Consider the following 20,581-nt stretch of genomic DNA (forward strand, 5'->3'; position numbering starts at 1 on the left):
ATGGCTTGCTTCTTCAACTCAAAGCTATACGATTCAAACTTCTGTCCCTTTTTTGCCATAACGAGAAGCACCCCCTATAGTATTCATCGGTTTTAAACACAGGGTGTTTATCCAATGTCCACTATAAGGGGTGCACTTCAGGTGTTTGGGGCATTTTCAATATAAATTCTTACATTAATTCTCTGCGGCCTTCCAGCGCCTTCGACAGCGTCACCTCGTCCGCGTATTCCAGATCGCCGCCGACGGGCAGCCCGTGCGCGATGCGCGTCACCTTAATCTGGAACGGCTTCACGAGCCGGGACAAATACATCGCCGTCGCCTCGCCTTCGATATTCGGGTTCGTGGCGAGGATGAGCTCCTGCACCTCGTCGTCGGCCAGCCGGCGAAGCAGCTCCGCGACGCGGATGTCGTCGGGCCCGATGCCCTCCATCGGCGAAATCGCGCCCTGCAGCACGTGATACATGCCATGGAACTCCTTCGTGCGCTCCATCGCTACGAGGTCCCTTGCTTCCTGCACGACGCAAATGACGGAACGGTCCCGGTTCTTGTCCGAACAGACGCGGCAAGGGTCCGTATCCGTAATGTTGCAGCAAACCGAGCAGTACAACAAGTTCCGCTTCACGTTCACGAGCGCCTTGGCGAAGTTGACGACATCCTCTTCCTTCATGCGTAACACATAGAACGCTAAACGAGCCGCCGTTTTCGGACCGACGCCCGGCAACCGGCTGAATGAATCGATAAGTTTCGCGATCGGTTCCGGATAAAACAAAGAAAACGACTCCTTAGAACAATCCCGGGATGTTCATGCCGCCCGTGAATTTGCCCATATCTTGATTTGCAAGCTCCTCCGCCTTCGCGAGCGCGTCGTTGACCGCCGTGAGCACGAGGTCCTGCAGCATCTCCACGTCGTCCGGATCGACCGCCTCCGGCTTGATCGTCACGGACAGCACGCTCTTCTGCCCGTTCACGACGACCGTCACGACGCCGCCGCCCGCCGTCCCTTCGACCGTCTTGGTCGCGAGCTCCTCTTGCGCCTTCAGCATTTGCTCCTGCATCTTCTTTACTTGCTTCATCATTTGGTTCATATTGCCGCCGCCGCCCATCCCGCCGCGCATTCCGCCTCGCATCATTGGTTCCAGCTCCTCGATTACGTATTTGAATTGAGAAAAGGCTACTCCTTCACCACGACCAGGTGTTCGCCGAACACGTCGATCGCTTCGTTAATCCAATCTTCCTTATACTTCTTCCCGTCCCCGTCCGCGCCGTCGTCCGGCGTCAGCTCGAGCACTTCGGGCGCCGCGACCGTACCGGCGGCCGTCTCCTCGGCGGCCTGCCACTCCTTGAGCATGACCGTCGCCATGCGGTACGGGCGGCCGAACGTCTCCGAGATGACCGCTTCGATAATTTCCTTGTTGCTGGGCTTCTCCGTCGTCTCCCGGTGGATCGTATTCTTGAACGCGACCAAGACGACGTCCTCGGTTGCCGAAACCGGCTCCCCGTTTTGCAGCCAAGCGGACACTTGCACGCGCCGCTCCTTCACCCGCTGCATCACGGTCGGCCACTCGCGCAGCACAAGCTGATACGGCTCCGTGCCCCGCGAAGCGAGGAACGGCTTCATCGCGCTCGAGGACATCGTCCGCGGCGCGGGCGCTGCCGCCGGCTTCGGCGCCGCCGGAGCGGACGCCGCGGCGCCGCCGCCCGGCGCGTCGGGGGCGGCCGCGGCGACGGGGCGCGACTCCAGCCGCTCGACGCGGGCCGCGAGCCGCCTCAGCTCGGCGGCAAAGCCGCTCAACTCGACGGCCGGCCCGGACGCCGACGCGCCCGCCCCGGCCGTCGAAGCTCCCGCAGCCGGGGCCGCGGACGCCGCAGCCGGTACGCACAGCTTCAGCAGCGCCACCTCGAGCATCGTCTGCGGCTGAGCGGCATACTTCATCTCGCCGAGGTAGCCGTTCACGGTGTCGATCATTTCGAACAACCGCTCGTTCGCGAACGCCGCCGCCCCGGCCGACAGCCGCTCCCGCTCCGCGGGCGCGAGCCGGTCCGTTACGGCGCTGGAGCCCGGCACAAGCTTCACCAACAGCAAGTCGCGCAGATGGGACAAGAATCCCTCCAGGCACTTATCCGCGCTCTTGCCTTCGCGCATCAGCCGGTCGACGAAATCGAGCACGAACCCGACATCCTGCCGAAGCACCGCGTCCGCCAAAGCGCCGTACTGCTCCCCGGCGACGCCGCCGGTCATCGCGAGCACGCCGTCCGCCGTTACCCGGTTGCCCGTGTACGACGTCGCCTGATCGAGCAGGCTGAGCGCGTCGCGCATGCCGCCGTCGGACAGCCGCGCGATCAACGCGAGGGCGTCCTCATCCGCCTCGATGCCCTCGGCCTCGCAGATGCGGCGCATGCGAGCTGCCTGCTCCACCGGCGTAATGCGCCGGAAGTCGAACCGCTGGCATCGCGAATGAATCGTCGCCGGCACCTTATGCGGCTCCGTCGTCGCCAGTATGAACAACACATGCTCCGGAGGCTCCTCGAGCGTCTTCAACAGCGCGTTGAACGCCTCCGTCGTCAGCATGTGTACCTCGTCGATAATATAAACCTTGTATCGAACCTCGGTCGGCGCGTATTTCACCTTATCCCGAATATCGCGGATTTCCTCGACGCCCCGGTTCGACGCGGCGTCGAACTCGCTGACGTCGATGCAGCCTCCGGACGTAATGCGGCGGCATGCGTCGCATTCGTTGCAAGGCTCCGCGGACGGCCCCCGCTCGCAGTTGACCGCCTTCGCCAATATTTTGGCCGTGCTCGTCTTCCCCGTCCCTCGCGGGCCGTTAAACAAATACGCGTGCGACAGCCGTTGCTCTCGGATCGAGTTTTGGAGCGTCTGCGTAATATGCTGTTGTCCGATGACGTCCTCGAACGTCTGCGACCGCCATGCGCGGTATAACGCCATGCGAGCCATACGCTTCCCCTTCGCTGCTCATGATCCTTCTTATTATACCAGTTCGGCCGACGTCGGAACAGCCGCGGACGGCGCCGCGGCGGTCAATCCTTCGGATACGGAATCGAGACGACGAAGATCGTCCCGTATCCCTTCGAAGACACCCGCAGCGTGCCGCCGATATCATGCACGATACGCTGGCAGACGGACAAACCGAGCCCGGTGCCTTCTTCCTTCGTCGTAAAGAACGGATCGAATATCTTATCGATCAGGAACGCCGGGATCCCCGGCCCGGTATCTTGCACGTATACGTTCAGCTGCCGCTCCTCCTCGTCCAGCTTCTCCGCGATCGTCAGCGTGCCGCCGTCGGCGCCCATCGCCTCGATGCCGTTCTTGCACAGGTTAATGAACACCTGCTTCAGCAGCTCGCGGTCCGCGATAATGTGCGGGAGGTCCAGCGCGGCCTGATATTCGACCGATACGCCGTGCAGGATCGCCTCGTTGTTAATGATCGGCAAAATTTCTCGAATCACCGTCGATACGTCGATGCGCGTCAGCGTCGTATGCTTCGGCTTGCTGAGCAGCAGAAATTCGCTGACGAGCTCGTTGATCCGATTGATTTCGCTGAGCATCAGCTCCGTATAGCCATACTCCTTCTCCATACCCTGGTCGCGCAGCGACTTCTTGAGCACCTGCAGGAACCCCTTAATCGACGTGAGCGGATTACGGATTTCATGCGCGGTGCCGGCGGCGATCTGTCCGATCATGGCCAACCGATCGCTCCGCTGCACCTGCTGTTCGAGCGAGCGCAAATTCGAGACGTCTTTGAACATCACGTACGCGCCGACCACGCGCCCCTTCCCGTCGCGCAGCAAGCTCGTATCCATGATAAGCTCGAAGCGTTCGCGGTCGTTCGTCCAAGAAATCGCGTGGTTTTTCACGACCATGCCCTCGAGCAGCGTCGGCTGCACGAACCGGTGCTGCATCGGAATTTTCGCGAACAGCTCGTCCATCGGCCTGCCGATCGCCTCTTCCCGCCGCACGCCAAGCACCCGGCAAGCCGTATCGCTGATTTCGACGAGCTCGAAGCTCGGGTTGATCAACAGCACGCCCAAATTGACGTCCTTCAGGAAGGCGCCGGCGAACCGCTGCAGCAAACTCAGCTTCGCCTCGCCGTTCAACGGGACGAAGGACAAGACGTAGTAGGCCTCGCCTTCTCCCTCTACGCGAAAAATCGCGTATTCGGAGACGAACTCGCCGCCGCCGTGGCGCCTCGCCGCCGCGACCGCGGGACGCTCCGTCCGGCCGGCTTCTTCCAGCAAGTCCGCGAGCCCGGCCGGCCGTACAAAAAAGTCGGCGACCGGCCGGCCGACCATCTCTTCGGCCCGCATGCCGAGGGCCGAAGCGATCTCGTCCTGCACGAATACGACGAAGCCGTCCCGATCCAGAATCATAAACGACCCATCAAAAATCCGCGTAAATTCATCCTTCCGATTCAATGTATGTAGCGTCCATTGTTTATAACTGGACATCCCGACACCACCGCCTTCCGACGCGTCCGTTCCTTCGCGTCCATGCAATTCGGTCGTAGTTATCTTCGCCTTCGGCGCGCCCTTTTCCTCCCCGAAGCACGAAAAAACACCTTGCCGGCGCACGCGATGTGACCGATACAAGGTGTTATGCTTTGAAAAAGAAGGAGGCCAGGTACACCCCGGCACATGAGACTTCCTACTTACGGCTGCTTCCTTCCGGACCTGACCGGGTTCATAGGCACCCATTGCGAGGGACCCGACCGACCTTTAGTATACCCCATCCGTACGGACAATAGCAAGGCTGTCCAAACATTACCGTTCCCAACGAGTTAATCGAACCGAATACGGTAATCGTACCGAGGTACGTTCCCCTTCAGCAGCAAGTAAGCGTCCGAACGAATCGCCGCCGCCTCTTGAGGCGTCAAGTCCTCCAGATGAATCGTGACCGTAGCTACGGCCCCGCTGATCAGAATCGTCGAACGCTTGTCCAAATCCATCTCGCGCAGCGCTTGCCGCATCAATTGCCGGTCCTTCGTATAATTGTGGTGCGTCGGGTTCATGCGAAAATTCGGGTTCGAATTGCTCATCCCCATATAGCCGTCGTCCGCATAACGGTTAGCTTCCATCTGCCTAGGCTCGCTGCCGCATCCGGAGAGCAGCAGCAAAGCGACGAGTCCCGCGATCGGGAACCGCGCGCTCCTTACATAACGGCCCATAGAAAAAGGCACCTCCTGCCGTTATCGTACCCGGCCGAGGCGCCCTCATATGCTTGGTAATGATTAGATACCGTATTTCTTCTTGAACTTGTCGACGCGCCCGCCGACATCCATGAACTTCTGCTTCCCGGTGAAGAACGGGTGGCAATTGGAGCAAATTTCGACGCGCAAGTTCTGTTTTACGGAACCGGTCTCGAATGTATTGCCGCAAGCGCAAGTCGCCGTCGTCACATTATATTTCGGTTGGATCGCAGTTTTCATATGGGATTCCCCTCTTTCCGCCCTGGATCTCTCGTCGAATCCAGAGTAAAATTCATAGCAAATGTGATTATATCACGCGGTAAGACCGAACGCAAGATCGAATCCCACCCCGGAAGTAACGCGCAGGATTACGACTTTACCGGCACATGCGTATACGAACCGATTCGTACGTCCGGCAGCTCCGCCTCCAAAATTTCGATCGCCTGCTTCATGCCGAGAAGCTCCCCCTGCGCCTTCGGAATGAGCGCCAGGTAGCTTTCCGGATCGATATTCAGGTTGCGCAGCTGGATGAGCTTTAGCTTCGTGCGCCGAGCGAACTCGATCATCGCTTCCAGCTCTTCCTCCCGATCGGTCACGCCGGGGAAGATCAAGTAGTTGATCGACGTATAGACGCCCTTGCTCTCCGCATAGACGAGCGACTTCTCGACGTTCGCGAGCGTGTAGCCGCGCGGCTTATAGTACGCATTGTAATGCTCGTCGAGCGCGCTGATCGTGCTGACGCGCATCAAGTCGAGCCCTGCGTCCACGATGCCGCGGATGTGATCGGTAAGCCCCGCGTTCGTGTTGATGTTGATGTAGCCGAGACTCGTCTTCGCCCGCACTCGCTTGATCGCTTCGATGATCGTCGGCGCCTGCGTCGCCGGCTCGCCTTCGCAGCCTTGGCCGAACGAGATAATGCTTTCGGGCGTCCGAAGATGCTCCAGCATAATTTCGACGACCTCGTCGACGGTCGGCTTAAACTTGAGCCGGGTTTGCGGCGCCGGGAACCCGCTGTCGTCCGGCTGCTCCGAGATGCAGCCGAAACAGCCCGCGTTGCAAGAGAACGAAACCGGAACCGCGCCTTCCCAACGCTGCAGGAACGTGTTCGAAGCCGTGAGGCATTCGTAGCCGAGCGCGCAATGGGACAGATGCTGATACAGCCGATTTTCGGGATACGCCGCCGTCAGACGTTTCACGCTCGCTTCCAACGCGTCCACGTCGCAGTTCGCCGGATTCCATTTCTCCGGATCGTCCGACTGCCGAGCGGCGACGTAGAAGCCGCCGTCCTTCCAGACGACCGCGGAATAGCCGAACAGCGGCAGCGGCTCCGCGCCGGGGCGCTTTACGTAACTAGGAAGCAGCAGCCGCGTGTAGCCCTGCGGCAGCAGCGCCCCCACCGCGAAGACGTCCCCCTCGTCGAGCCGCGCCATCTCGCCCGAAGCCGCGTGCGCCGCGACGGGGCGCGTGCCGGGCAGCGAGACGAGCGTCGCCCCCTCGGGGAGCGGAATGAGCTCGTCCTCCAAAATCTCCGTAATCACGTCCCCACCGCGTCCGAGCGCGACGTAATCGGGGTGATCGAAAACATTGCCCGACGCGTCCGCGTAGACCAATTGCATGGGAACCACTCCTTCTTTATATTCGGAAAATGCGTTACGCCCGCGGCTGCGCGCTCACGCCCGTCCGCGGCTTGCGTTCGCCTCCGCCGGTCCGCGCGCCGCCGGTTGAAGCGCCCCCGCCGGAAACCGCCGAGCCGGAGCTCGAGGCGCCCCCGCGTTTGATTTCGATCGTGCTGAGGAATTCTTCGTTCGTCTTCGTATCCGCGAGCTTCTTCAGCAGCGCCTCCGTATACTCGTGCGTGTCCTGCATCGACTTTCGGATCGCCCACACCTTGTCGAGCTCCTCCTTCGTGAGGAGAACCTCCTCGCGGCGCGTGCCCGAGCGGCGAATGTCGATCGCCGGGAAGACGCGCCGCTCGGCGAGCTTTCGATCGAGATGCAGCTCCATGTTGCCGGTGCCCTTAAATTCCTCGTAGATGACATCGTCCATCCGGGACCCCGTCTCGACGAGCGCGGTGGCGAGAATCGTGAGGCTGCCGCCCTCCTCCACGTTGCGCGCCGCGCCGAAGAAGCGTTTCGGCCGATGGAAGGCGGCCGGATCGACGCCGCCGGAGAGCGTCCGGCCCGAAGGCGGAATGACAAGGTTGTATGCCCTCGCGAGGCGCGTAATGCTGTCGAGCAGAATGACGACATCCTTCTTATGCTCCACGAGACGAAGCGCGCGCTCCAGGACGAGCTCCGCGACCTTGATATGATTTTCCGGCACCTCGTCGAACGTCGAGGAGACGACCTCCGCGTCGACCGATCGCTGCATGTCCGTCACTTCCTCCGGACGCTCGTCGATCAGCAAAATAAACAGCTTGATGTCCGGGTAGTTCTTGGAAATGCTGTTCGCGATTTTCTTCAGCAGCAGCGTCTTGCCCGCTTTCGGCGGAGCGACGATCAACCCCCGCTGGCCGAGGCCGACCGGCGTGAACAAATCCATCAGACGGGTGGAGACTTCGTTAGGAGCGGTTTCCAAGACGATCTTTTCCTGCGGATACAGAGGGGTAAGCGCGGGGAAGTGCAGCCGTTCGGACGCCGTGTCCGGATCTTCGCCGTTGACCGCGGTCACGTGCAGCAAGCCGAAGTACCGCTCGCTTTCCTTCGGGGGACGGCACTTGCCGGACACGAGGTCGCCTGAGCGCAAGTCGAACTTTCGGATTTGCGAAGCGGAGATGTAGATGTCCTCCGAGCTGGGCAAGTAATTGATCGGCCGCAAAAACCCGAAGCCCTCTGGCAAAATTTCCAATACGCCTTGCATAAACATGAGCCCGGACTTCTCGGCTTGCGCCCGCAAAATCGCGAAGATTAACTCTTTCTTCTTGAGCTGCCCGTAATAAGGAATCTGATACGTCTTGGCGAGCTTATATAAATCCGTTAACTTCATCGCCTCTAAATCGGCTAAAGTAAGATCCATCGATCAAACACCACATCTCTCTTATATAAATAAACGTTCGATTTCAATCTATCTACCAGTTATCGACGGAATCCCGAGGTTCTATTCGTCTTCCAGCCACACCTCGGCGCCGAGCCGCGTTAAGTTGTCCGTTAACATGTCGTAGCCGCGCCGGATATATTCGAAGCCGGCCACCTCGGTCACGCCGCCGCCGGGAACCATCAGGCCCGCGATAAACAAGGACGCGCCCGCGCGCAGATCGGTCGCGCGCACCTTCGCTCCGTTCAGCGTACTCTTCTGAATAATCGCCGACCGCCCTTCGACCCGAATGTTCGCGCCCATGCGCTGCAGCTCCGGAACGTGCTTAAATCGGCTGCTGTAGACATAGTCCGTTAAAATACTGACGCCGTTCGCGCGCGTCAGCAGGCTTGTCATCGGCGATTGCAAATCCGTAGCGAAGCCCGGATAGACGAGCGCCTTCACATCGATCTGGGCGTATTCCGGCTGCCCGACGACGCGGATCGCTTCGTCCATCTCGTACACGTGCGCGCCCATCTCCTGCAGCTTGGCGGTGAGCGCCTCCATATGCTTCGGGATGACGTTGTCGACGAGCACGTCGCCCGTCGTCGCCGCCGCGGCGATCATGTACGTGCCGGCTTGAATGCGGTCCGGAATAATCGAATGGCGGCAGCCATGCAGCTCCTTCATGCCTTCGATGCGGATCGTCTCGGTGCCCGCGCCTTTGATTTTCGCGCCCATGGAACTGAGCAGCGTTGCGACATCTATAATTTCAGGCTCTTTGGCCGCATTTTCGATCGTGGTAATGCCGCTCGCTCGCGAGGCGGCCAACATAATGTTAATGGTCGCGCCGACGCTGGCGACGTCCAAATAAATTTTCGCGCCGCGAAGCGACGTCGACCGGATGTGCACGGAACCGTGCTCGTTCGTGACCGTCGCGCCGAGCGCCTCGAATCCTTTCATATGCTGATCGATCGGGCGCGGCTCGAAGTTGCAGCCCCCCGGCATGCCAATCAGCGCTTCGCCGAACCGCCCTAACAAGGCGCCCATCAAATAATAAGAGGCTCGAAGCTTCTTGACGTTGCCGTTGGGCAGCGGCTTCGAGCGGAGATTCGTCGGATCGATCGTCATTTGACCGTCCCGGTAACTGACCTTCGCGCCCAGCTCTTCCAGCAGCTCGGCGTAGATGGCGACGTCGCTAATATCCGGCAAGTTGTCCAATACGACCGTCGTCTCCGCCAACAGCGCCGCCGGAATAAGGGCGACCGCGCTATTCTTGGCCCCGCTGATCGTTACCGTACCGCGCAGCGGCCGTCCGCCGGCGATCATGAGCTTTTGCGTCATTCGTCACAGTTCCCCCTGCTCGCATAAAACCGTCTCCCGGCCCGTCGGCCGAGGCGAATCCGGTTTCGGTTGGAAAAAAAGGAACAGGGAAACCACTCGGCGCCATGAATGTTCGTCGAATGAGTTTCCCCGCTCTTCGCCTGACGTATCGAATCGAATTACGCCTGGTTGCTGCTGCCGAACAATTGAATCTTCGAACGTACGACCTCGACCATCGCGTTCTTCGCGGGCGTGAGGTATTTGCGCGGATCGTAGACCTTCGCGTCCTTGTTCAGCACTTCGCGAATCGCGTCGGTGCATGCGACTTGATTTTCGGTGTTGACGTTGATCTTGCCGACGCCCGCCGCGATGGACAATCGGATCGCTTCGTCCGGCACGCCCGAGCCGCCGTGCAGCACGATCGGCACCGGAATCGCCTTCGCGACTTCTTCGATAATATCGTAACGAATTTTCACTTCGCCTTTATACATGCCATGCGCCGTTCCGACCGCAATCGCGACGCAATCGACGCCGGTCTCTTCGTAGAAGCGAATCGCTTCTTCCGGCTTCGCCAGCGCGGCATCCGCTTCGTCGACGCTGATGTCGTCCTCGACGCCGCCGATCGTGCCGAGCTCGCCCTCGACGGAGACGCCCATCGCGCGCGCCGCCTTGACGACTTCCTTCGTCAGTCGGATATTTTCCTCGAACGAATGATGCGAGCCGTCGAACATGACGGAAGAGAAGCCTGCGCGGATACACTTCATTGCGACTTCGAACGTGCTGCCGTGGTCAAGGTGCAACGCGATCGGCAGACCCGATTGCTTTGCGGCGGCTTCCGCGATCGCGACCGTATATTCGATGCCCATATATTTCAACGCGCCTTCGCTAACGCCGAAGATAAACGGGGACTTCTCCGCCATGGCGGCTTCCGTAATGGCCTTCGCAAACTCCAAGTTGTTCATGTTGAATTGGCCGACGGCGAACTTGTTCGCTTTCGCCTTCGGTAAAAACTCGTTCATTGAAACTAACGGCACAAGTATAACCTCCCTATATGTAACTCCTATTCGAGGCCGTGCCCTAAAACACGAAATACTTGTCCGCCGGACGCGACCCGAAGCAAATTATAACACAATCGCGTCCTGAATGGTATTAAGGAGTATCCGGCGCGCTTTTTTACGACAGCGCGAACCGAGACGAGCCGCCGCGCAGCTCCGCGTTCACCGCCGTGCGAAGCTCGTCGATATCGAACGGCTTCGTGAAGTGCATGAGCGCGCCGTTCTCCGTAGCTTCCTTAATCATATCGAGTTCGCCGTAGGCGGTCATCATGATGACCTTAATGCTCGCGTCGATCTTCTTGATATGCTTTAAAATTTCCAGCCCGTCCATGCCGGGAATTTTCATATCGAGCAACACGAGGTCCGGCTTATCGTTACGCACGATGTCCAGCGCCAGCTTCCCGTTGGATGCTTGGAACGTCCTGTACCCTTCGCTGCTGAACACCTCCGTGAGCAGCACGCGAATTCCATTCTGATCGTCAACGATGAGTACTTTATCGTTGTTCATGATGACTCCTCCTCCCGTCCCCCAAAAGAAACCCTATACAAAGGGTGGACAACTGAACGTTTCCCTAACTATTTCGCGACCGAAACCCGTAATCCTTCTCGCAAACATAAAAAAAACGCTGGAAAATAGATATAATCATTGACAAATAAAAAAAGTCGCCACCAAGCGACAAATTCCGCTAGGAGGCAACCTTTTTCCGCAAAAAACACTATTGTTGGAGCCGCAGCGCCGCGCTGACGAATTCGCGGAACAACGGCTGCGGCCGGTTCGGCCGGGACGTAAATTCCGGGTGGAATTGAACGGCAAGGAACCACGGATGGTCCGGCAGCTCGACGATTTCGACGAGCCGCCCGTCCGGAGACGTGCCGGTAAACCGAAGGCCCGCCGCCTCCATCCGATCCCGATACGCGTTGTTGAACTCGTACCGATGGCGGTGGCGCTCGTAGACGAGCTCATCGTTATAGCAGCGCGCCGCCAGCGAAGACTCGTCCAGCTTGCAAGGGTACAAGCCGAGCCGCATCGTGCCGCCGAGGTTTTCGATATCTTTCTGTTCCGGCAGCAGGTCGATGACCGGGTACGGCGTCGCCGCATGAATTTCCGACGAGTTCGCGCCGCGAAGCCCGAGCACGTTCCTCGCGTATTCGATCACCGCGACCTGCATGCCGAGGCAGATGCCGAAGAACGGGATCCGCTTCTCGCGCGCGTAGCGGATCGCCGCGATCTTGCCTTCGATGCCGCGGTCGCCGAAGCCGCCCGGGACGAGGATGCCGTGCACGCCGGACAACAGCTCGTCCACGTTGTGGTCATACACCTCTTCGGCGTTCACCCAACGGATGTTTACCTCGGTGTTGGCGTCGATGCCCGCATGGCCGAGCGCTTCGACGATCGACAAATACGCGTCGTGCAGGGCGACGTATTTGCCGACGATGGCGATCTCGGTCTGGTGCGTCAACGACTTCACGCGGCGCACGAGATCCTGCCATTCCGTCATGTCCGCCGCCGGCACGTCGATGCCCAGATGGCGAAGCACGATGTCGTCCAGACGCTGCGCCTGCAGCATGAGCGGCACCTCGTACAGCGTCTCGGCGTCGATGCACTCGACGACCGCGTCGGAATCGACGTCGCAGAACTGCGCGATCTTGCGCTTCATATCGTCCGCGAGCGGATGCTCCGTCCGGCAGACGATGACTTGCGGCTGAATGCCGATGCTGCGCAGCTCCTTGACGCTGTGCTGCGTCGGCTTCGTCTTCACCTCGCCGGCCGCCTTCAAATAAGGAATGAGCGTAACGTGAATGTACATGACGTTCTGACGCCCGATATCGTTCTTCATCTGACGGATCGCCTCGAGGAACGGCAAGCTCTCGATATCGCCGACGGTGCCCCCGATTTCCGTGATAACGACGTCCGGCTGCGTCTCGCGGCCCGCGCGCATGATCCGCTCCTTGATTTCGTTCGTGATGTGCGGAATGACCTGCACGGTGCCGCCCAAATATTCGCCGCGGCGCTCTTTGGTAATGACGGAGGAGTAAATTTTGCCGGTGGTGACGTTGTTGTTTTTGCTCAGGTTGATGTCGATGAAGCGCTCGTAGTGGCCGAGGTCGAGGTCGGTTTCCGCGCCGTCGTCCGTAACGAACACCTCGCCGTGCTGATACGGACTCATCGTCCCCGGATCGACGTTAATGTAAGGGTCGAACTTTTGGATCGTGACCTTCAATCCCCGGTTCTTGAGCAGTCGACCGAGCGACGCCGCCGTGATGCCCTTCCCCAGGGAAGACACGACACCTCCGGTTACGAAAATATACTTCGTCATGACGCTGATTCCTCCTAAGACGCAACCTCTCCCGAGGCGATTTTTCGTGATAAAAACAAGAAAAAGTGACACCCGCCGCGACGGGGCACTTTATCGTTTCCAATATATCCGGCTGTAGCCCAAAAGATAGTGTACCGTGCCGGAGAAGGCGTGTCAATACATGCCTCGGGCCGGCGAAGCTCCGACGACGACAAGTAAGAGGGGGGTCCCCCCCTCTTACTTGTCGTCGTCGTCGAAGTCCTCGAAGTCTTCCGCTTCCTCGTCATCCTCGGCGGCGTCGTCCTCTTCGAGCACGGCGTCCTCCTCGACGTCCTCCTCGTCCTCCAGCTCCTCGTCGACTTCCTCTTCTTCCTCTTCGACGAAGTCGTCGCGGTCTTCGTCCAGCGCGTCGAAGTCCTCGCCTTCCTCGGCGTCGTAGGTTTCCTCTTCTTCCTCCGCGTACAAATCGTCGTCGTCGTCGTCCTCGTCGTTAATAATGCGCGGACGCTTGGCGCCGCCCGTGACGGCTTCGTCGCCCTTCTCGACCGGATACCAACGCTTTAGGCCCCACAGATTTTGTCCGACGCACGCGAAGCGGCCGTCGATGTTAATTTCCGTGTACACCTGGGCGATGACGTCCTTCGCCTCTTCCTCGGACAAGCCCTTGAACTTCGCGATTTCCCGCATTAAATCCCTGTAGTAAAACGGCGTATTGGCCGCCTTTAAAATTTCGAACGCCACGTCGACCATCGGAATTTCCTTCGCTTGGTCGGGCGTGAACTTCAGCTTGTACTCGCTCACGGTATGCACAACCCTTTCGGTCTCCTCGCCTCGCTCGGTCCCGGGCGGAGAGAATATGTATACTGCTACCCTTTCCATTTTCACATCTTAGTAAAACCTATTTTTTAGAAAAATGCAACTCGTCCGACGCGCAAGCCCGGCGGAGGCGAAGGTCTCCCTTCGCCGTGACTGTATCCGCTTTTTTCCGACGTTGCGGGGCGCTTCGCCGGCCCGGATGGAAACAAGAGAGTGTCTCATCTCCCTTCTATTGTATGTCGCTCGCCGCAAGACGCCACGTGTTCTCGCCCATTTCCGAAAAAAACGGCGAACGCTCATCCCTCCGGCGTTCCTCGCTCATACAATGTGGCATTCCTCGGGTCTCATCCGGAGCGCGCATCATCGTTGGGGGGGTCGTTCATGGAATCTTTCGTCTTTGTGAGCATGTTGCATCGATCGCTCTCCCGCCCGCGACGGGGGACGAAGCGGATCATCTTGCGCGTGGCGAACGCCGTTGATTACCAGCGCATCGCGAAGGCGATCCAGCAAACGAAGAAAACTTATACGCGCCTGCAAGCCGTACGACCGCTGCCGCTCATCCGCGCGTTCTCGTGCCGGGGGGACTTGGACCCGGCGTTCCTGCGCAAGTTCGCCGGCCTCGTCGTCGCGGAGGAGGATTCGGCGGTGTCCGTGCACGCCTTGCCGTCCTCGTCCGCGCCGCCGGAGCGCGCGCGCCGGCCGTTCGTGCCCGCCGGCATTCGATCGCTGCGGGTGCCCGCCGTTTGGAAGCGTTCGCTCGGCGAACGGGTGCGGATCGGCGTCATCGACACGGGCGTCGACTTCTACCATCCGGACTTGCAGACCTCCTTGTCTCGGGGCATTAACCTGGTAAATCCGCGGACGTTGCCGTTCGACGACAACGGACACGGCACGCACATCGCCGGCACGATCGCCGCGGCGGGCCGACACGCGATGACGGGCATCGCGCCCCGCGCCGAGCTGCTGCCCGTGAAGGCGTTCGATCACCAAGGCTCCGCCTACGTATCGGACATCGTGAAGGGCATCGAGTGGTGCGTGCAGCAAGGTGTGCACATCATTAACATGAGCTTCGGCATGAAGCAGCGAAGCGAGTCGATGCTGCAGGCGGTTCGCAACGCGCGGCGAGCCGGCGTCATCATCGTCGCTTCGGCCGGCAACGACGGCCGACGGGGCTTCATCGATTATCCGGCCCGGTTCCCGCAGACGATCAGCGTCGGCGCGATCGACGCCAGCGGCGGCATCGCCTCGTTCTCCAACCGCGGACGCCGCATCGACGTGTTCGCCCCGGGCGAGAACGTCTTGTCGACGTGGCCGCGGGGACGGTACCACGAGATGAACGGCACGTCGATGGCGACCGCGCACGTGACCGGCGTGCTCGCGCTCGCCATGTCGGCCCGTCCCGGCTTGACGCCGCCGCAGGCGAAGCGGACGATTCTTGCCGGGCAGCTGCCGCTTAAGCTCAAACGAAAGACGGCCCGGGTCCCGGGCCGCCTCGATGCGGTGCGCGCCTTCCGGCACTTGCAGCTGTAGGGCGCGCGCCTGCCGCGCTTACATCCGCTCCGGCGCGTGTACGCCGATCAAGCGCAAAGCGTTGACGAACGTCGCCTGGAGCGCCCGGAAGAGCGCCAGCTTCGCGCGCGTCTCGGTCTCGTCCTCGGTGAGCACCCGCTCCGCCTTATAGAAGCTGTGGAACTGGGACGCCAATTCGAAGACGTACCGGACGATGCGGTGCGGCGCCATCGACTCGGCCGCCTCGGCGACCTCCGCCGGAAACTCGCCGATCTTGCGAAGCAGGTCGTATGCCGCCTCGGAGGCAAGCGGCGCCAGATCGAGCCCGTCGGCCGAAGCCGGCACGGCGACGCCCTTCTCCTCCGCCTGGCGGAAGACGCTGCAGATGCGCGCGTGCGCGTACTGCACGTAGTACACCGGGTTTTCGTTCGATTGCGACACGGCAAGATCCATATCGAAGTCGAGGTGCGAGTCGGTGCTGCGCATCGCGAAGAAATACCGCGTCGCGTCCACGCCGACTTCGTCCATCAGGTCCTCCATCGTGACCGCCTTGCCGGTTCGCTTCGACATCTTGACCTTCTCGCCGCCTTGGTACAAGCTCACCATCTGCGCGATGAGCACCGTCAGCTTGGCGGGGTCTTCCCCGAGCGCCTCCATCGCCGCCTTCATTCGCGGAACGTAGCCATGGTGATCGGCGCCCCAGATGTTGATCATCCGGTCGTAGCCCCGCGCGTATTTATTTAAATGGTACGCGATATCGGGAAGAAGGTACGTGAACGAACCGTCGTTCTTGACGAGCACGCGGTCCTTATCGTCGCCGAACGGCGTCGTCCGCAGCCACGTCGCGCCCTCGTGCTCGAAAATATGCCCGTTCTCCCGCAGCTTCGCGAGCGTCGGCTCGATCAGGCCGTTCGCGTAGATCGACGTCTCGCTGAACCAGTGATCGAACCGGACGCGGAACCGTTCGAGATCCCGCTTAATTTTGTCGAGCTCCCGCTCGAGCCCGTATTGGCGGAAGAACGCGAACCGCTCGGCGTCCGGCAGCGACAGCAGCGCGTCGCCCCGCGCCTCGGCGAGCTCCCGGCCGAACGCGACGATGTCTTCGCCGTGATAGCCGTCTTCGGGCATCGCCGCGTCCAGCCCAAGCGCCTGCTTGTAGCGCGCCTCGATCGAATAGGCGAGATTCGCGATCTGATTGCCCGCATCGTTGATATAGTATTCTCGTTCGACCCGGTAACCGGCGAAGTCGAGCACGTTGCACAGCGCGTCCCCGACGGCCGCGCCGCGGGCGTGGCCGAGGTGAAGGCTGCCCGTAGGGTTCGCGCTGACGAACTCGACCTGCACCCTCGCTCCTCCGCCGGTGTTCGTGCGGCCGTAATCGTCGCCCTGACGGATCGCCTCGAGGACGACGCCGCGCAAGTACGACTTATCCATAAACAAATTAATGAAGCCGGGTCCCGCGATCTCGGCGCGCTCGATGCCGGCCGCGCCGCCGTCGAGCGCCGCGAGCAGCGCTTCGGCGATCGCCCGCGGCGGCTTCTTCGCCTGCTTCGTCATCTGCATCGCGAAGTTCGTCGCCAGATCGCCGTGCGCCTTCTCCTTCGGCACCTCGAGCGTAATCGCCGGCAGCTCGCTCTCCGGCACGAGTCCCGCTCTCACGGCCGCCTGTTGCAGCGCCTCGGTCACCTTTTGTTTTTGCAGCTCTAATGCATTCATCTTGTACCCTCCGCCTCCTGCACGTCCAAGTTCGCCTCGAATCGTCCCGCTTCCGCGCCGCCGACCCACAGCTCGTAGTCCCAAGCCGCGCGCCCGACGAAGCCCTCGAAGCGAACGTCGACGGCTCCCGTGCGCGTCTCGAGCGGGAACGCGCCTTGCGCCGTCTCGTAATAGCCTACGGCGACGCCCCCCGGCACGAACCGCTGCTCCGCGCGCACCGCGCCTTGCCGCAAGACGGCGATGCCGCCGGCGCCGAGCTTCACCGTCGTCGTGACGCCCGCGAGATCGGCGGACGGCTCCCGATATCGAATATACGTGTGACCTCCGCGCAAATACGCTTCGCCGTCCGTATCGACGACCGTCTGTTGCCCGTCGTTCACGGTGGTCAGCCGGACGCGGACGTTCCGTTTGTGTTCATTCATGGTTTCCAGTGTACTCCAACGATTCTCCTATTTGCAACCGAGCCCGCCGAAGGAGAGGCGGAGCGGAAGCGGCAGGCAACGGGAAAAAGGCCGTCCCAAGTCTAACGACTTTAGGATAGCCCCCGCGTCGGCTCTATAGTTACTCCCACTTCAAAATCGCGACGCCGTTCGGATCGAGCGCGATTTCGTCGCCCGTGCCGTACGCGGCGCCGGTCAACGCGTCCTTGAAGCGCCCTTCGGGGAGACGGACGCTCGCGCTTGTCCCGGCGTGATTCAGCAAGAACGCGTACCGTCCGCCGGCGCCCGCGCGCACCGACGTCTCCACGCCTTCCGGCGCCTCGATCGCCGGCCGCAGGCCGATCTCCCCGGCGATGCCCGCGACGAGCGCGTCGAGGAACGGCTGCTCGGCGAACGTGCCGACGTAATACGCGCGGCCTTGCCCGAAGGCGTGCGCCGTCGCCGCCGCGCCGCCGGCGTAGAAGTCGTCCGCGAACGTCGCCAGCGCCTCCGCGCCCTCGAGGCGGATAACGTCCGCCCACAGCTCGGCGGACCACTCGCCCCGCAGCCAGTCCTTCGCGCCGGTCGACCGGATCCGGTTCGTTGCGCCCGCCGCCATAGCGTCGAACTCTTCGACCGTTAGACCCAGCAGTTTGCGGAGCGGCGCCGGGTACCCGCCGAGATGCACGCGGTCGTTCTCGTCGACTAGACCGCTGAAGAACGTCATGAGCAGCGTGCCCCCCCGCTCGACATACCCCGTCAGGTTCGCCGCCGCTTCGAGCGTCGTCATGTAGAGCGTCGGCGCGACGACCAATCGATAGGCGCTTAAGTCATCGGTCGGGCGCACGAAGTCGACGCCGAAATTTTTGGCGTGCAGCGCCCGATAGACGCGTTGGACCTGCTCCAAATAGACCACGTCCGCGTTCGGCTTGGACGGCAGCCGGATCGCCCACCAGTTTTCCCAATCGAAGACGATGGCCGCCTGCGCCTCCACCCGGGAGCCCACGACGCCGCCGAGCGCCTTCAGCTCGTTCCCGAGCGCCTCCACCTCGCGGTAGATGCGGCTGTGCTCGTCGCCGGTGTGCGTCACCATGGCGCTATGCCACTTCTCCGCGCCGGCGCGAGACTGCCGCCATTGGAAAAACAAGATGCCGTCGCCGCCGCGCGCTATCGTCTGGTAGCTCCACAGGCGCATGACGCCGGGCTTCTTCAGCGCGTTCCGCGGGCGCCAGTTCACCTGCCCCGTCACCTGCTCCATCAAGAGAAACGGCTGTCCGCCGCGCAGGCTGCGCATTAAATCATGCTGCATCGCCGCATCGATCGGGCGCCCCTCGTGCGGGTCCGGATAGCTGTCCCAGGTGACGACGTCGAGATGCGGCGCCCACTTCCAATAATCGAGCGGCCGGAAAGCGCCCATGAAATTGGTCATCACCGGAACGTTCGGCGTCGCGGCGTTGAGGATTTCCTTTTCCATTAAGTACAGCTCTAGGATGCAATCATTCATAAACCGATTGTAGTCTAGCGACTGGCCCGGATTCGGGAACGTCGGCGTCCGCCGCGGCAGCGGCACCTCGTCCCACTCCGCGTACCGCTGACTCCAAAAGGCCGTCCCCCACCGGTCGTTCAGCTCCTCGATCGTACCGTAGCGCGCCTTCAGCCACTCGCGGAATTTCCGCTCGGTGATTTCGCTGTAATCCGCTTGCACATGGCAGGCGTATTCATTGTTCACGTGCCACATCTCGAGCGCAGGATGATTCTTGTAGCGCTCCGCGAGCCGCCGGACGAGCTCCGACGCAAACTTACGGTATACCGGGCTGTTCGGATTATAGTGCTGTCGGGACCCGAAGCCGTAACGGACGCCGTTCTCGTCTACCGCGAGCGACTCCGGGTAGTGCTTCGCCATCCAGGCGGGCGGGCTCGCCGTCGCCGTCGCGAGGTCCGCCCGAATGCCGTGCTCGTGCAGCAAGTCCATCAGCCGATCGAGCCAGCCGAATTCGTACGTCGTCTCCGTCGGCTGCAGCTTCGCCCAGCTGAAAATCGCGATGCTGACTAGATTGACCCCTGCCTTCTTCATCAGGCGCATATCTTCCGCCCATACGTCCTCCGGCCATTGTTCCGGGTTATAGTCGCCGCCGAACCACATGCTGCTTTGTCGATACATGGTCTTCATCCGCACATCCTTCGCTCGGAGTATGATTATATGCGTATCATAATCCTCGCCGATGGCGGTATCAATCTCACAATTTTCTTGATAGTATAAGGATATTAAACGGATGTTCGGGATGGGGAAAAGGATGATGCTGGACCAGAACGTTTTTCCGGTCTTGACGGATTTAGAGCTGCAGTTGCCGATGTATTTGACGAGCGCCGGCGGCTGGACGAATCAAGAGCGGATCGACCGGCCGGACGGCTATTTTTCGTACCAGTGGATTCAATGCGTCCGCGGCCAAGGGCGGCTCGAACTGGGAGGGTCGGCGCCCGGAGCGGCGGACGTCTCCGAAGGCCAGGGTATGCTGCTTTACGCCGGCGTGCCGCACCGGTATTATGCCGTGCAAGAGCCTTGGAGCGTCTGTTGGGTGACGTTCCAGGGCGGCGTCGTGCCGGACGTGCTCGAGCAGCTGCAGCTGCTCGAGTCCGGCGTTTATACGGTGTCCGACCCGGAGGCGCTGCGGCTTCGGCTGGAGCGGGCGGCGGACGTCCTGCGCGGCGGCGACCCGTTCCGCGGCTACGAGGGCTCGGCGGTGCTTTACCCGCTGCTGCTCGAGCTCGCCAAGCAGGCGTCGTTCAAAGCCGGCGGCTCCCGGCAGCAGCGTCTCCAAAGCATCGCGCCGATGCTGCGTCTTATCGAGGACCGGTACGCGGAGGCTTTGACGCTGGAAGACCTCGCGGGGGCGCTCGACGTCACGCCGCAGTACGCGTGCGCGTTGTTTCGGCGCTCCCTCGGCATGCGGCCGTTCGAATACGTTACGAAGCACCGGCTGCGCCGGGCGAAGGAGCTGCTGCTCGCGGACGGCGCGCTGCCGGTCGCAGAGGTCGGACGGCGCGTCGGGTACGAGCACACGAGTTATTTCATCAAGCTGTTTAAGCAGCAAGAGGGGCTGACGCCGACGGAGTTCCGCCGGCAGTTCTTGGGTTGAAGCGGCGCCCGCAATGCTCGCGCGCGCAAAGAAGCCCCGGCTCCCACATCGGGAATCGGGGCTTCGCGCAAGCCTTATTTCAAAAACCCGAGC

18 protein-coding genes and 1 other RNA gene are annotated in these 20,581 nt (G+C 61.2%); 2 read left to right on the top strand and 17 right to left on the bottom strand.

The window, feature by feature from the left end:
* Nucleotides 1–169: 169 nt before the first annotated feature.
* From recR to rpoE, 14 genes are all read right to left on the bottom strand, one after another.
* The gene (gene recR, locus VEZ38_RS10290) at nucleotides 170–769 is read right to left on the bottom strand and encodes a recombination mediator RecR (protein WP_324893272.1); all 600 of its coding nucleotides are present in this window, start codon (nucleotides 767–769) and stop codon (nucleotides 170–172) included.
* 13 nt (nucleotides 770–782) lie between these two features.
* Nucleotides 783–1,103, bottom strand: coding sequence for a YbaB/EbfC family nucleoid-associated protein (locus VEZ38_RS10295; RefSeq protein ID WP_324893288.1), 321 nt, complete (start codon nucleotides 1,101–1,103; stop codon nucleotides 783–785).
* Nucleotides 1,104–1,171: 68 nt separating this feature from the next.
* Nucleotides 1,172–2,956, bottom strand: coding sequence for a DNA polymerase III subunit gamma/tau (gene dnaX / locus VEZ38_RS10300; RefSeq protein WP_324893273.1), 1,785 nt, complete (start codon nucleotides 2,954–2,956; stop codon nucleotides 1,172–1,174).
* Between the two features lie 83 nt (nucleotides 2,957–3,039).
* Complete coding sequence (locus tag VEZ38_RS10305) at nucleotides 3,040–4,389, bottom strand: ATP-binding protein (RefSeq protein WP_324893274.1); 1,350 nt, start codon at nucleotides 4,387–4,389, stop codon at nucleotides 3,040–3,042.
* Between the two features lie 241 nt (nucleotides 4,390–4,630).
* An RNA gene (gene ffs, locus VEZ38_RS10310) (signal recognition particle sRNA small type) lies at nucleotides 4,631–4,729 on the bottom strand.
* 67 nt (nucleotides 4,730–4,796) lie between these two features.
* A complete protein-coding gene (locus tag VEZ38_RS10315; RefSeq protein ID WP_324893275.1) occupies nucleotides 4,797–5,183 on the bottom strand; it encodes a hypothetical protein in 387 nt (128 codons plus the stop codon).
* A gap of 63 nt (nucleotides 5,184–5,246) precedes the next feature.
* Nucleotides 5,247–5,444 carry a 50S ribosomal protein L31 gene (gene rpmE, locus VEZ38_RS10320; protein WP_324893276.1) on the bottom strand — a complete coding sequence of 66 codons (198 nt, stop codon included), beginning with the start codon at nucleotides 5,442–5,444 and terminating at the stop codon, nucleotides 5,247–5,249.
* A 128-nt stretch (nucleotides 5,445–5,572) separates the two neighbouring features.
* Nucleotides 5,573–6,820, bottom strand: coding sequence for a radical SAM protein (locus VEZ38_RS10325; protein WP_324893277.1), 1,248 nt, complete (start codon nucleotides 6,818–6,820; stop codon nucleotides 5,573–5,575).
* Between the two features lie 34 nt (nucleotides 6,821–6,854).
* Nucleotides 6,855–8,219: a transcription termination factor Rho gene (rho, locus tag VEZ38_RS10330; RefSeq protein ID WP_324893278.1), complete on the bottom strand. Its 1,365-nt coding sequence runs from the start codon at nucleotides 8,217–8,219 to the stop codon at nucleotides 6,855–6,857.
* A gap of 81 nt (nucleotides 8,220–8,300) precedes the next feature.
* Complete coding sequence (locus VEZ38_RS10335) at nucleotides 8,301–9,560, bottom strand: UDP-N-acetylglucosamine 1-carboxyvinyltransferase (protein ID WP_324893279.1); 1,260 nt, start codon at nucleotides 9,558–9,560, stop codon at nucleotides 8,301–8,303.
* A gap of 158 nt (nucleotides 9,561–9,718) precedes the next feature.
* Nucleotides 9,719–10,573: a class II fructose-1,6-bisphosphate aldolase gene (fba, locus tag VEZ38_RS10340; RefSeq protein WP_324893280.1), complete on the bottom strand. Its 855-nt coding sequence runs from the start codon at nucleotides 10,571–10,573 to the stop codon at nucleotides 9,719–9,721.
* A 139-nt stretch (nucleotides 10,574–10,712) separates the two neighbouring features.
* Nucleotides 10,713–11,102, bottom strand: coding sequence for a response regulator (locus tag VEZ38_RS10345; RefSeq protein ID WP_324893281.1), 390 nt, complete (start codon nucleotides 11,100–11,102; stop codon nucleotides 10,713–10,715).
* A 208-nt stretch (nucleotides 11,103–11,310) separates the two neighbouring features.
* A complete protein-coding gene (locus VEZ38_RS10350; protein ID WP_324893282.1) occupies nucleotides 11,311–12,912 on the bottom strand; it encodes a CTP synthase in 1,602 nt (533 codons plus the stop codon).
* A gap of 216 nt (nucleotides 12,913–13,128) precedes the next feature.
* Nucleotides 13,129–13,641 carry a DNA-directed RNA polymerase subunit delta gene (gene rpoE, locus VEZ38_RS10355; protein ID WP_324893289.1) on the bottom strand — a complete coding sequence of 171 codons (513 nt, stop codon included), beginning with the start codon at nucleotides 13,639–13,641 and terminating at the stop codon, nucleotides 13,129–13,131.
* Nucleotides 13,642–14,088: 447 nt separating this feature from the next.
* Between rpoE and VEZ38_RS10360 the strand changes: the two genes are divergently transcribed.
* Nucleotides 14,089–15,237 (top strand): S8 family peptidase, encoded by a 1,149-nt coding sequence (locus VEZ38_RS10360; RefSeq protein WP_324893283.1) that lies wholly within the window; start codon nucleotides 14,089–14,091, stop codon nucleotides 15,235–15,237.
* 18 nt (nucleotides 15,238–15,255) lie between these two features.
* Here VEZ38_RS10360 and argS read toward each other — a convergent pair whose 3' ends face one another.
* The 3 genes from argS to VEZ38_RS10375 form a co-directional block, all read right to left on the bottom strand.
* The gene (argS, locus tag VEZ38_RS10365; protein ID WP_324893284.1) at nucleotides 15,256–16,932 is read right to left on the bottom strand and encodes an arginine--tRNA ligase; all 1,677 of its coding nucleotides are present in this window, start codon (nucleotides 16,930–16,932) and stop codon (nucleotides 15,256–15,258) included.
* Nucleotides 16,929–17,354, bottom strand: a complete 426-nt coding sequence (locus tag VEZ38_RS10370) for a DUF1934 domain-containing protein (RefSeq protein WP_324893285.1) — start codon at nucleotides 17,352–17,354, stop codon at nucleotides 16,929–16,931. Before VEZ38_RS10370 ends, argS begins: the two co-directional genes overlap by 4 nt.
* A gap of 139 nt (nucleotides 17,355–17,493) precedes the next feature.
* Nucleotides 17,494–19,521: a beta-galactosidase gene (locus tag VEZ38_RS10375; RefSeq protein WP_324893286.1), complete on the bottom strand. Its 2,028-nt coding sequence runs from the start codon at nucleotides 19,519–19,521 to the stop codon at nucleotides 17,494–17,496.
* 124 nt (nucleotides 19,522–19,645) lie between these two features.
* Between VEZ38_RS10375 and VEZ38_RS10380 the strand changes: the two genes are divergently transcribed.
* Complete coding sequence (locus tag VEZ38_RS10380; protein WP_324893287.1) at nucleotides 19,646–20,488, top strand: AraC family transcriptional regulator; 843 nt, start codon at nucleotides 19,646–19,648, stop codon at nucleotides 20,486–20,488.
* The last annotated feature ends 93 nt before the right edge of the window (nucleotides 20,489–20,581 follow it).

It is taken from the genome of Paenibacillus sp., assembly GCF_035645235.1.
Taxonomy (GTDB): domain Bacteria; phylum Bacillota; class Bacilli; order Paenibacillales; family YIM-B00363; genus Paenibacillus_AE.